10 protein-coding genes are annotated in these 12049 nt (G+C 71.8%); 1 reads left to right on the top strand and 9 read right to left on the bottom strand.

What is annotated here, in order from left to right; genetic code table 11:
- Positions 1–179: 179 nt before the first annotated feature.
- The 6 genes from Pph01_RS26675 to Pph01_RS26650 form a co-directional block, all read right to left on the bottom strand.
- On the bottom strand, positions 180–1811 hold the full coding sequence (locus tag Pph01_RS26675; protein ID WP_204075913.1) for a P-loop NTPase family protein: 1632 nt from the start codon (positions 1809–1811) through the stop codon (positions 180–182).
- 37 nt (positions 1812–1848) lie between these two features.
- On the bottom strand, positions 1849–4107 hold the full coding sequence (locus tag Pph01_RS26670) for an AAA family ATPase (protein WP_239117035.1): 2259 nt from the start codon (positions 4105–4107) through the stop codon (positions 1849–1851).
- Positions 4104–5336, bottom strand: coding sequence for a uroporphyrinogen-III C-methyltransferase (gene cobA / locus Pph01_RS26665; protein ID WP_204075912.1), 1233 nt, complete (start codon positions 5334–5336; stop codon positions 4104–4106). Before cobA ends, Pph01_RS26670 begins: the two co-directional genes overlap by 4 nt.
- Positions 5337–5461: 125 nt before the next feature.
- On the bottom strand, positions 5462–6547 hold the full coding sequence (gene cobT / locus Pph01_RS26660; protein WP_204075911.1) for a nicotinate-nucleotide--dimethylbenzimidazole phosphoribosyltransferase: 1086 nt from the start codon (positions 6545–6547) through the stop codon (positions 5462–5464).
- Positions 6548–6557: 10 nt separating this feature from the next.
- On the bottom strand, positions 6558–7550 hold the full coding sequence (locus Pph01_RS26655; RefSeq protein WP_204075910.1) for a sirohydrochlorin chelatase: 993 nt from the start codon (positions 7548–7550) through the stop codon (positions 6558–6560).
- A 125-nt stretch (positions 7551–7675) separates the two neighbouring features.
- A complete protein-coding gene (locus Pph01_RS26650) occupies positions 7676–8752 on the bottom strand; it encodes a GNAT family N-acetyltransferase (protein WP_204075909.1) in 1077 nt (358 codons plus the stop codon).
- Positions 8753–8895: 143 nt separating this feature from the next.
- On the opposite strand from Pph01_RS26650, the gene Pph01_RS26645 reads away from it, so the two are divergent.
- Positions 8896–9195: a DUF2795 domain-containing protein gene (locus Pph01_RS26645; RefSeq protein ID WP_204075908.1), complete on the top strand. Its 300-nt coding sequence runs from the start codon at positions 8896–8898 to the stop codon at positions 9193–9195.
- A gap of 4 nt (positions 9196–9199) precedes the next feature.
- Here Pph01_RS26645 and Pph01_RS26640 read toward each other — a convergent pair whose 3' ends face one another.
- Genes Pph01_RS26640 through Pph01_RS26630 form a run of 3 tightly spaced genes read right to left on the bottom strand, consistent with a single transcriptional unit; the run spans position 9200 to position 12008 of the window.
- Positions 9200–9820 (bottom strand): LutC/YkgG family protein, encoded by a 621-nt coding sequence (locus Pph01_RS26640; protein WP_204075907.1) that lies wholly within the window; start codon positions 9818–9820, stop codon positions 9200–9202.
- The gene (locus Pph01_RS26635; RefSeq protein WP_373315686.1) at positions 9817–11259 is read right to left on the bottom strand and encodes a lactate utilization protein B; all 1443 of its coding nucleotides are present in this window, start codon (positions 11257–11259) and stop codon (positions 9817–9819) included. Before Pph01_RS26635 ends, Pph01_RS26640 begins: the two co-directional genes overlap by 4 nt.
- A complete protein-coding gene (locus Pph01_RS26630; protein ID WP_204075906.1) occupies positions 11256–12008 on the bottom strand; it encodes a (Fe-S)-binding protein in 753 nt (250 codons plus the stop codon). The genes Pph01_RS26635 and Pph01_RS26630 overlap by 4 nt, the downstream gene beginning before the upstream one ends.
- Positions 12009–12049: the final 41 nt, after the last annotated feature.

Below are 12049 nucleotides of genomic sequence, written 5' to 3'. Positions count from 1 at the left end.
CCGCCTCGCACCGTCGTACGGCTGACCCACGCGGCCGTACGACGGTGCCGGCCGTACGACGAGCACCGGTACGACGCGCACCGAGCGGAGGGCCCGCATTCCGACAGGGGCGGATGCGGGCCTTCCGCCATGTGATCGAACGGGTCCCTGCATGATCACGGCCGAAGGGGTGGGGCGGGTCAGCGTTTGGCTTGGGTGATCGCCGCGAAGTACTCGTTGTAGCGCTGCAGCTCACGCTCGACCGGTTGGATGACCGTCTCCTGCGCGACCGTCGTGACCCGGCGGCGCATGTCGCGCTCGAGGCGATCACGCTCGTTGCTCGCGCCCAGGATCACGAAGTTCCGGCTCGCCACGGCGGAGAGGATGCCCAGGCCGAGGACGCTGACCAGCATCAGCCCCACCCAGGGCAGGGCACCGACGTCACCCAGGACGCCGATGGGCGGCCTGCCGGTCTTGAACACGCCGTACGCCAGGATCGAGCCGATCCACGCGAGCCCCGCCACGAAGAGGACGACCAGGAGGTACTGCCAGATCTTCAGCAGCCACCACCAGCCGGGCACCCGGTCGAGTGGCGGCGCCACCTCGGACAGCTCGCCGGACAGCGCCTTGGGCAGCTGGACCGACCGCCCGCGTGCCGCCTGACGGACCCCGTTCTGCCACACCTCCGGCATCCCGGCCGTGAGGCCGTCCGCCAGGGCCTGGACGGCGTTGTCCACCTCGGCCGGCTGGGCGCTGACCGCGCTGCCCACGAGGCTGCGGATGTCGTCCTTCACGGCTCCGAGCTTGAGGCTGCTCAGCGGGTCGCGCCGGAACTTCGCGGCCCACCGCGCGTACGGCCAGCCGACCCAGTCGACCGAGCGCACCCCGTAGACGTTCTCCATGGCCTCGCCGAGGGCCGAGACGCCGACGGCGTCGCACAGGGCGTCGGTCAGACCGGCCTTGCGGGCGCCGTCCACCGTGGGGTCGACGTGCAGCAGGTCGGGCACGTTCTTCGCCAGGCGCGCCATGAGCCGGTCGAGGTCGGCCTCCAGCCGCTGGTAGGCCGCCCGACGGGTGGACACCGATCCGGCGAGCACGGCCTTGAGCCCGTCGATGCCCTTGCCCGTCAGCGCGGACGTGGCGACGACCTGGGGGTCGGTCACCCCTTCCCGCCTGAGCAGGTCCTCCAGATCGGCGACGCACTCGGCCTGTTCCTCGTGGCTCAACCGGTCGGACTGGTTGAGCACGAAGACCGTCACGGCGTCGTTCCCGGCGAGGTCGGTCACATAGCGCCGGTGCACGGACGCGTCGGCGTACTTCTGCGGGTCGAGCACCCACACGACGAGGTCGGCGACCTGGATCAGCCGGTTGGCCTCCGGGTCGGTGAGCGCCCGGATGGAGTCGTGGTCGGGCAGGTCGAGCAGGATGAGCCCGTGAAGCTGGCTCTCGCCCTTGTCGAGCGCGCTCGCCCGGGCGAACCGGTGCCGCCACTGGATCTGCAGCCAGTCGAGCAGGGGCCCGGCGCCCTCCAGGCCCCACACGCAGGCGTGGGTGCGGGCGGTGGTCGGCCTGCGCACCCCGATGGGCGACAGCTCCAGCCCGGAGATCGAGTTGAACAGGGACGACTTGCCGCTGCCCGTTCCCCCGGCGAGAGCCACCACGGTGTGGTCGGGAGAGAGCTTGAGGCGGTCGCCCGCCCGCAGGAGCAGTTGGGCGGCCTCGGTGATGAGCGCGGGATCGATCCTGCCCTGGCCGAGTTCGACGATCTTGGAGAGTGCGGCGAGCCGAGTGCCCAGTCCGTGCCGCGTCTCGGCGGTGCTGACAGTGCTCATCGATCTCCCACCGTGGTGCCGGGAAGCGTCGCCGGAGTCATCGTGCGACCTCGAGGTTGTACGTGGCCTGGTAGAGCCGGGTGGCGGCGGCCTCGTCCGGAATCCCCGCGCTGTCGAGCTCGTCGACGTAGCGCAGGGTCTCCTCGTCGAAGAGCAGGCCGATCCGCGCGCGCAGGTCGCTTCGCGCCTTGGCGCTGATGTTGCGCAGGGACTCCGCGCCGAGCAGCCCGCGCAGCAGCCGCTGCGGCAGGGCGCTGTTGCCGGCGCCCACCGAGACGTCGGTGGTGCCGTAACCGAGCAGTCCGACGGTGAAGATCAGGGACAGGGACTCGACGTCGAAGGAGACCAGCCTCGCCACGGACCGCTTGGTGACGCCCTCGGTCCTGATCAGCTCGGTCACGTGGTCCTGCCACGCAGTGATGGTCCGCACGGTCCGCCGTGCGACCTCTTCGGAGGGACGGCCGAGCCCGGGGGTGGCGGCGAGCCGGTCCCCGGCTCCGGCGCGCTGACGCCACCGGACGACGACCTCCTCCGCCGCCCGCTGGACCGCCGAGGTGATCACCGACTCCAGGCCTGTGCGCAGGGCGGACTTCAGTGCCCGGAGCCGCTCGGGACCCTTGTGCTGTGCCTTACCGCCACGCCGCAGCTGGAGGGTGCGCATGAGATCGCCGGAGCCCGCGAAGTCCTGCCAGCGGGCGAGCACCTCGCCCCTGAGCAGCGAACCGTTCCGGCTCGCCTCGTCGATCTCCGCGAGGGCGGCCATGTAGGCCGAGTCGACGTCGGAGCGCAGGTCGGCGCGCAGCGCCACCTGCGTCTCCAGATGCCTGGCCAGGGCGGGCAGCCGGGTTCTGAAGCTGTCGAACACGCCGTTCAGCGTCGCCTGCACGGCCTGGGCGCGGAGCTCGTCGTCGACGGACATCTCCGACAGCCACAGCCGGAGGTCGGTGACCTCCTCGTCGGCCAGCCTGCCCTCGCGGACGGCCGTCTCGTTGATGACGAAACGCTCCACGTCGGCCAGGCCGTACTCGTCGAGCATGCGGCCGAAGTGCTTGACGATGACGTCGCGGGAGCGCATGGGTACCCGGGACAAGACGATGACCAGGCGCGCCCCGCGTTCTTTCGCGCGGCGCAGGAGCCCCCACGACGGCGCGTCCGCGTACCGGGCGGCGGTGGTGACGAACACCCACAGGTCCGCCGCGTCCAGCATGCGGTGGGCGATGTCCTGGTGCTCCTCGACGACGGAGTCGATGTCCGGTGTGTCGAGCAGCGCCACGCCCTGGGGCAGCCGCGGTGTCGCGACGAGCATGACGGAGTCCGGCCCAGTGTCGGCATCCACCTTGTCGACCCTGGTCAGTCCACCGAGCAGGTCGCCCTTGGCGAACCACTCGTAGTCGTCGGGGTGGCAGGCGAGCACCGGGGTGCCGGTGGTCGGGCGGCGCACGCCCGTCGCCGTCACGTTCTGCGCGGCCAGCGTGTTGACCAGGGTGGACTTGCCCGCTCCGGTGGAGCCGGCCACGACGATCAGTGCGGGGGCCGTGCTCATGTGCACGCGTGGGATGACGTAGTCGTCGATCTGGGCCAGGACGGCGTCCTGGGTCTTGCGCGCCTCCTCGGCTCCGGGCACGTCGAGGCCGAAGTGCAGACCCTTGACGGCCACGCGGAGCTGGGCGAGCGCGGCGGTCAGCGCCGCCGACACCGGTTCCGGCAACGGCATCTCGCGTACGGGCGGGGCGATCGGGGACGACGTCGGGGCAGGAGGACCGGCGTCGGCCGACTCCTGTCCGGGCTCCTCCCGCGAGTCCCCGGAAGCCTCGGCGGGCTCGGCGGGCTCGGCGGGCTCGGCGGGAGGATCCGTGCCTCCGGGCGCCTCGGCCGTGGCGTCGGGCGCGTCCGACGGAGTCTCGCCCTCGTCAGGAGAGCCTGCGCCCGCACCGGCATCCGGGCCCAAAACGGCGTCAGGGTCCGAGACGGCTTCGGGGTCCGGGGCGGAGACAGGGGCGGCGTCGTCACCCTCCTCGGCGCCGGGGGTCACGTCCGGATCTTCCGCCGCACTGGACTCGGCGCCCGGCTTCTCAGAGCCGGACTCACCGGATTCGCCGGCGTCCGGCGTGGAGCCCTCGGGCTCCGCCCGCCCTGGCCCGGCGTCGTCCGCGTCGGGATCCTCGTCACGGATCGAGCGGAACGTGAGGGACTGCTCCCCCGGCGTCTCGGGCCGGCCCTCGATGACCGGCCCCTCGGTCTCGCCGGGCTGCTCGGCCGCCTCGGGGTCGGGCGTGTTCTTGGCAGCCGATTTCACGGGACCCGCTCCGCTCGCACCATCTCGATCTCCTGGCCGACTCTGACGACCTCGCCGACGATCACGATCGCAGGCGGACGTATCCCCGCTGCGGTCACTCGTTCCGCCACCGTGGAGAGCGTGGCGGAGACAGCTCGCTGGGTGGGAAGAGTACCGTCCTGTACCACCATTACGGGAGTTTCCGGCGAACGTCCGTCTCGAATCAGGGTCCGGGTGAGTTCCCCGATTCGCTCGACTCCCATCAGCAACACCAGAGTCCCCTGCGATCTCGCCATTCCGGGCCAGTCGACGGTGGATCGGGGATCGTCGGGGGCCACGTGCACCGAGATCACGTGGAACTCCTGGCTGACCCCTCGGTGCGTGACGGGGACGCCGGCGGAGGCGGGGACGGCGACGGCGCTCGTGATGCCCGGGACCACGGTCACCGGGATGCCGGCCCTGGCGCACGCGATCATCTCCTCGCCGCCGCGGCCGAAGACGAAGGAGTCGCCGCCCTTCAGCCGGACCACGAACTTGCCCTTGCGGGCGTGCTCGATGAGCAGCTCGTTGATCTTCTCTTGGGCGAGTGCACGGCCATAAGGGATCTTCGCGGCGTCGATGATCTCGACGTCGGCCGGCAGTTCGTCGAGCAGGGCCCGCGGCGCGAGGCGGTCGGCGACGACGACGTCGGCCTGCGCCAGCAGCTGGCGGCCCCTGACCGTGATCAGCCCCGGATCCCCGGGGCCGCCGCCGACGAGCGCGACGCCGACGGGCTTGGTGCGGTGGCGGCGAGCGTCGACGGTGCCGTCCCGCAGGGCGCCGACGACGGCGTCGCGGATACCCGCAGCCCGCCGCGGGTCCCCGCCGGCGGTGATGGCCACGCTCACCTCGTCGACCCGGCCGCTGGCCGGGGTCCAGGCGGCGGAGGCGTCCTTGTCGTCGGCCCGCACGCACCAGATGCGCTTGGCGTCGGCCTCGGCCGCGATCGCGGTGTTGACCTCGCGATGGTCGGTGCAGGCGTGCACCAGCCAGGCGCCGTCGCAGTCGCCGACCTGGTACGGCCTTCGCTCCCACGTCACGCGGCCGTCGGCGATGAGGTCGTCGAGCGCCGGCGTGACGCTCGGCGAGACCAGGGTGACCGACGCTCCGGCGTCGAGCAACGTGGGAACGCGCCGCTGGGCGACGTGTCCGCCGCCGACGACGAGTACCCGCCGCCCGTCGAGGCGGAGGCCGAGCAGGTAGGGCGCCATGACCCCAGTCTCCCTAATGCGTCAAGCGTGGTCTGTTAAGAGGCAAACCTACCCGTTGACCTGTGACGGCACTCACCAGATGAGACTTATCGGCAGTCCAGCGGGTCTTGGGTCGATTCCGGGAGTCAACGCTCCTTGTCCGCCACCCCGGCGGAGTCGAACGTCGCAACGTCGTGCATGACCCGCACCGCGGCGCTGACCAGCGGATGCGCGAGCAGCCCGCCCGTGCCCTCCCCGAGGCGGAGCTCGAGGTCGACCAGGGGCCGGAGCCCGAGGTGGGCGAGCGCGACCGCGTGGCCCGGCTCGGCCGAGCGGTGCCCGGCGACGCAGTAGCCCGCCGCGTCGGGGGCGAGCGCCGCCGCGACGAGGGCGGCCGCTCCCGCGATCACGCCATCGAGGATGACGGGCACCCGGGCCGCCGCCCCGCCGAGGATGAACCCGGCGATTGCCGCGTGCTCGAACCCGCCGACGGCCGCCAGCGCATCGAGTACGGAGTCCTGCCCCTGGGGAACGGCTCCCGCCTCCCCGTAGCCGTTGACCGCGAGCGCGCGGCGGACCACGTCGATCTTGTGCTGGTACATGGCGTCGTCGACGCCGGTGCCGCGTCCGGTGGCCGACGCCGGGTCCCGGCCGGTGAACAGGCTGATCAGCGCCGCCGAGGCGGTGGTGTTGGCGATCCCCATGTCGCCGCTGATCAGGCAGCGGTTGCCTGCCGCGACGAGGTCCCCGGCGGTCCTGATGCCGGCGGAGAGGGCTTCGAGTGCCTGCTCGCGCGTCATCGCGGGCCCCTCGGACAGGTCCGCCGTGCCGTACGCGACCTTGCGGGACACGACGCCGGGCACCGGGGTCAGATCCGTGGCCACCCCGACGTCGACCACCGTCACCGAGGCGCCGACCTGCGCGGCGAACGCGTTGGCGACGGCGCCCCCGGCGGCGAAGTTGGCCACCATCTGGGCGGTGACCTCCTGCGGCCAGGGGCTGACGCCCTGGGCGTGGACACCGTGGTCGGCGGCGAAGATCGCCAGCGCGACGGGCGAGGGCATCGGCGGAGGGCAGGCCGCGGCGACTCCGGCCAGCCGTACCGCGACGTCTTCGAGGACGCCGAGGGAGCCCCGCGGCTTCGTGAGACGGTCCTGACGAGTCCGTGCCTCGGCCATCGCGACCGGGTCCACCGGCCAGATGGCCGCGACGGTCGCGTCGAGCAGGGTCATGCTCACTCCTTCAGACGGCGCTGGGGATCCCCGTCCCGGCATCGAGCCCAGGCTCGATCTCCGCGTCGAACTCCGCCTCGAGCTCGGCGTCGATGCCGGGCTCGCGCTCGGCGCCGGCTTCGGCGTCGGGGGACACGACAAGCTCGGCGCGCGCGGGCGATTCGATCGTGAGCATGTCATGGTAGCGCCGCGCCGCGTACCAATCATCCGCGCCGGCGAGGGCCTCCTCGTAACGGTCGATGACGACGTCCGCGAGACCTTCGCAGTCGCCGATGACCTCGGCGCAGCGGATGTCGAGACCCTCGTGGTTGGCGCCGTAGGCCAGGGCCTGCGCCCAGATGCGCTCGAGCACCGCCCCGGCGAACAGGATGTACGGCAGGACGATCACCCGCTTGGCGCCGAGCCTGCGGCAGCGCTCCAGACCGCCGGGAACCCCGGGGCGGGTGTGCGAGACGTAGGCCGTCTCGACCGTGAGCAGGTCGGGCGCGTGCGTCTCCCAGAAGAGCCGGGAGACCCGGTGGACCTCGGCGTTCACTTCGGGGTCGGCGGATCCGTGGCCGACGAGCACCACGGCCGTCTCCGCGGGCGCGATGAACTCCGCCGGCTCGTCGGTCACCAGCCGGGGCATCTCCGCGCGGGCGTCCGCGAGCCGCTCCGCGAGGATGTCGAGCACGCGGGGGTCCGCGCCGAGCGGCCGGCCGAGGTCGTACTCGAACGTCGGGTGCCGCTCCTGCTCGAGCGCCAGCGTGCCGGGGATGTCGCCGAGGGCGTACCGGTCGCCGGTGAGGCTCAGCGGCACCGCGATCACGTGGTGGTGCCCGCGTGCCACGAGGGAGGCGACGGAGTCGCTCAGCGGAGGACGGGCGTTGGTGATGAAGCCGCCGGTCACCTCCGCGGGCAGTGCGTCGAGGCGACAGCGGAGACGGTGTACGAATCTGCCGAACTCGGCTACGCCGGTCTCATCGTGGGTACCGTGACCGATGAGCAGCAGCGGCGGTTTCATGTACTGATCTCCCATGCCTTGACCTGCGGAGACGTGATCCGGCTCGTGAGGATAACCCTCCGGGCCCAATCATGGGCGCCTCTTGACCGATAGGCCCAGGTGGCGAGGAAATTTTTTACCTTTTCTCACTTAATTTCCCCTTTAAGCACGCTGAACAGTACGGCGTCGGCCCGTCCACCAGGCATGGGAAGCGCCTGGCGAAGGATGCCCTCCTCGATGAAGCCGGCGCGCCTGGCGACCGCCTGGCTGGCGTGGTTGCCGGTCGCGACCAGCAGGTGGACGCGGTGGAAGCCCGCGTCGAGCAGGTGCTCGGTGACGGTTCTGGTCGCCTCGGCCGCGTATCCCTGCCGCCTCGCCCAGGGCGAGATCCAGTAGCCGACCTCGGCGTCGCCCCGCTCGTGATCCTCGCGCTGGACGCCGATGGCGCCCGCGAGGCGCCCGCCCTCCCGCGGCTCGATGGCGAAGTTGCCGCCGACGGCCGTGCCTCCGGCGTGCGCGACGCGGGTGCACCAGTCGAGCGCGCGCTCGAGGGTGAACCCCTCGGCCCACGGCATCCAGCGGCCGATCTCGGCGTCGTCCCGCACCGCGGACAGCAGGTCGAAGGCGTCGCGTTTGACGAACGGCCGCAGGATCAGCCGCTCGCTCTCCAACCGGCGCTCCACGTGGCTGTCGCCACGGAGCATGCCGAAGACCACCAGGTCGTGCGGCCCGTCGTCCTCGAACCCCGCACCGCGCAGCAGCCCCTCACGGGTGAAGCCCGCCTTCTCCGCGACCCGGATGGACGCCACGTTGTCGGCGTTGGCCCGCAACTCGATCCTGCGCAGGGCGCCCGCCCGGAGCAGGCGGCCGGTGAGGCCCTTGACCGCCTCGGTGGCGTAGCCGCGGCCCCGGTGCGCCGGATGCACGCCGTACCCCACCTCCGACGTGGCGGCGCCCCACTGCGTCTTGAACAGGCTGATCGCGCCGACGACGGCCCCGGAGGCCTCCATGGCGAGGTGGATCCCCTGCCCGGAGCGCCACAGCTCGTGGACGCCCTGCGACAGCCACTGCGGTATCCCGGCCGGATGCCCGGGGGCGCCCGGCGGCAGCGCGGTGGAGTGCGCCCCCTCGTTGATGACCGTCCGCACCATGACGGAGTCCTGGGGTCCGAACGGCCGGAGCACCAGCCGCTCGGTGTTGATCGTCAGCTGCTCGTCGAACACAGCGCCACTCCAGGGAGATGCCGATTTCCCGTCTGCTTCCTCGCCCACCTGGGCCTTCGCACATTCCGGATGGGCCGGCGCCGATGTTTGGGGCGGCCGGGCCGGGTACGAGGCACCTCATGACCCTATTCGGAGGTGAGGTCATGAGTATCCAACGTGGCGGCGCCGAGCATTCCCCCCGTCTCGACGACCACCGGGAGCACGGGCCCGACGGCGGCATCGGCATCACGCCCGCCGACGTGGAGCGCCGCGGCAACCTGGCGAAATGGCTCAGCGACGCCCGTTACCCCGCGGACGCGCACGACCTCCTCACCCACGCCCGCGCCAAGAACGCCCCCGACGCCGTGCTGCGGGCCGTACGCGACCTGCCCGACCTCAGGTACCAGAACGTCGGCCAGGTCGCCGAAGCCCTCGGACTGGGGGTGGAACGCCACCACCAGTGAGGTCTCAGGCGGAGGTCACGACGACCACCTCGAGCGTCCGGGGCCCGTGGACGCCCTCGACCCGGTTGAGTTCGATGTCGCTGGTCGCGGAGGGGCCGCTGATCCAGGTCAGGGGACGTGCCGGGTCGAGCCGGTCGACGGCGTCGGGGACGTTCGCCACGATCTGGTCCCGCCGCACGACGCACAGGTGGTAGTCCGGCAGGAGCGTGAGCGCCCGCCGTCCCTGACCCGCCCCGGCGTCCAGCACGATCGTCCCGGTCTCGGCGACGGCGACGGCGCACGTCGTCAGGATCCCGTCGACCGTGTCGAGGTCGGAGGCGCTCAGCCGCGGCTCGTCGCCGATCCGCTCGAACCCCCCGGACGGCAGCCAGGGCTCGGGGAACCCCTCCGGCACGACGAGCCGCCGGGCGCCGCGCTCGGCCAGCGACGCGGCGACGAGCGCCGCCACACCCGCCTCCTCGACCACGTGGACGGCGGCCTTGTAGTGGCGCACGCGCTCGGCCAGCAGGTCGACCAGGCCCTCGGAGGCGGGAGCCGGACCCCGGTAAGCCCGGGGGATCTGGACCTCGGGGACGCCCTCGACCGCCGCGCGGACACGGGCGAGGATCACGTCGCGAGCGCTCATCGTGAGCCTCCGTCCGTACGGTTCCACCAGTCGCGGAACGACTCCCTGGGAATGGCGGGCAGGTCGCGGGTGTCCGTCCATCCGCCGAGCGGGCCCGGCAGCCGCTTCGGTACGAGGCGGCGCATCCGGCCGCCCATCCTCTGTGCGCGGGCCAGCCGTCCCGGCCGTTCGAAGACCCAGCCGGCGGCGGCCATGCCCGCGCGCTCGGCCACCGGGTGGCGGCTCCGGCCGCGCAGCTCGACCAGGACCGACGGGATGTCGATGGCGACCGGGCACACCTCGTAGCACGCGCCGCAGAGCGAGCTGGCGTACGGCAGCGACCGGTCGAGCTCGGACCCCATCCCGCGCAGCTGCGGGGTGAGGATCGCCCCGATCGGGCCCGGATAGACCGATCCGTACGCGTGGCCGCCGGAGCGTTCGTAGACGGGGCAGACGTTGAGGCAGGCCGAGCACCGGATGCAGCGCAGCGCCTGGCGGCCGAGGTCGTCGGCGAGCACGCCGGTGCGACCGTTGTCGAGCAGGACGAGGTGGAACTCCTGGCCCTCGGTCGCGCCGGTCCACATGGAGGTGTACGGGTTCATCCGCTCGCCGGTCGAGCTCCTGGGCAGCAACTGGAGGAACACCTCGAGGTCGCGCCAGGTCGGCACCAGCTTCTCGATCCCGACCACGCTGATCAGCGTCTCCGGGAGGGTAAGGCACATCCGGCCGTTGCCCTCGGACTCCAGGACGACCAGCGTCCCGGTCTCGGCGACCATGAAGTTGGCCCCGGAGATGGCGACCTTGGTGGACAGGAAGCGTTCCCGCAGATGGAGGCGGGCCGCCTCGGCGAGGGCCGCGGGATCGTCGGTGAGCCGCTCCGGCGCCGGGCGGCCCCACTCGGACATGTGCCGGACGAAGATGTCGCGGATCTCCGACCGGTTCCTGTGGATAGCGGGGACCAGGATGTGGGACGGCCAGTCGTCCCCGAGCTGGACGATCAGCTCGGCCAGGTCCGTCTCGTACGCGGTGATGCCCTCCGCGTGGAGGGCCTCGTTGAGCCCGATCTCCTGGGTGGCCATCGACTTGACCTTGACCACCTGCGTCTCGCCGGTGGCCTTGACGAGGTCGGTGACGATCCGGTTGGCCTCGGCGGCGTCGCGGGCCCAGTGCACGTGGCCGCCGGCCTTCGTGACGGCCTCCTCCAGTCGCACGAGGTAGGTGTCCAGGTTGCGGAGCGTGTGGTCCTTGATCGCCTTGCCGGCCTGGCGCAGGTCGGGCCAGTCGGGCAGCTCCCCCACGACGCTCGCCCGCCTGCCGCGGATCGTCCCGGTCGCCTTGCGCAGGTTGAACCTGAGCTGGGAGTTCCGTACGGCTTTCGCGGCGTTCTCGGGGAAGGTCTCCTTGCCGGTGTAGCCCATCATCGAGACGGTTCCCGGCATGCCGAGGAAGGTGCGGCTCATCGCGAGTCCTCCCGTTCGCGGGTGTTCCCCGGTTCCGTTGACGCCAGGATCTCGGCAAGGTGCATGACCCGCACGCCCGCCTTCTGACGGGTGAGTGTGCCGCCGATGTGCATCAGGCAGGAGTTGTCGGCCGCGCAGAGCACCTCGGCGCCCGTGTCCAGCACGTTGCGGACCTTGTCGCTGCACATGGCCGCCGATATATCCGGATTTTTCACGGCAAAGGTGCCGCCGAAACCGCAACACTCCTCGGCGCCCGGCAGCGGGACGAGCTCGAGCCCCTTGACCTGCTCGAGCAGCCTCCTCGGCCGGTCGCCCAGGTGGAGGCCCCTGAGCGAGTGGCAGGTCGGATGGTAGGTGACCCGATGGGGGAAGTAGGCGCCGACGTCGGTGACGCCGAGCACGTCGACCAGGAACTCCGACAGGTCGTACACCCGCGGGACGGTCCCGGCCACCGCCTCCGCGAACGCGCCGTCGTCCGCCAGCCTGGGGTACTGCTCCCGCACCATCGCGCCGCACGACCCCGAGGGGACGACCACGGCGTCGTAGTCGCGGAAGACGTCCACGAACCGGCGTGCCAGCCGTACGCCCTCGTCGCGGTAGCCGGTGTTGAGGTGCATCTGCCCGCAGCAGGTCTGCGCCTCCGGGAAGTCGACGTCGACGCCGAGCCTCCGGAGCAGGGTCACGACCGCCTTCCCGGTGTCCGGGAACAGCGTGTCGTTGACACAGGTGATGAACAGGGCGACCCGCACATGCCCTCCCGCGTGTATGGTCAGACCAAATATGGTCAGAC

The sequence above is a fragment of the Planotetraspora phitsanulokensis genome (genome assembly GCF_016863295.1).
GTDB classification, from domain to species: domain Bacteria; phylum Actinomycetota; class Actinomycetes; order Streptosporangiales; family Streptosporangiaceae; genus Planotetraspora; species Planotetraspora phitsanulokensis.
This window is presented reverse-complemented; position numbering and strand designations above follow the sequence as displayed.

Bases quoted from the DNA above. Each gene is read 5' to 3' on its own strand.
- Pph01_RS26635 (WP_373315686.1), bottom strand. From the start codon at position 11,259: ATGAGCCGCACCTTCCTCGGCATGCCGGGAACCGTCTCGATGATGGGC.
- cobA (WP_204075912.1), bottom strand. From the start codon at position 5,336: ATGGCGCCCTACCTGCTCGGCCTCCGCCTCGACGGGCGGCGGGTACTC.
- Pph01_RS26645 (WP_204075908.1), top strand. From the start codon at position 8,896: ATGAGTATCCAACGTGGCGGCGCCGAGCATTCCCCCCGTCTCGACGAC.
- Pph01_RS26655 (WP_204075910.1), bottom strand. From the start codon at position 7,550: ATGAAACCGCCGCTGCTGCTCATCGGTCACGGTACCCACGATGAGACC.
- Pph01_RS26675 (WP_204075913.1), bottom strand. From the start codon at position 1,811: ATGAGCACTGTCAGCACCGCCGAGACGCGGCACGGACTGGGCACTCGG.
- Pph01_RS26640 (WP_204075907.1), bottom strand. From the start codon at position 9,820: ATGAGCGCTCGCGACGTGATCCTCGCCCGTGTCCGCGCGGCGGTCGAG.
- cobT (WP_204075911.1), bottom strand. From the start codon at position 6,547: ATGACCCTGCTCGACGCGACCGTCGCGGCCATCTGGCCGGTGGACCCG.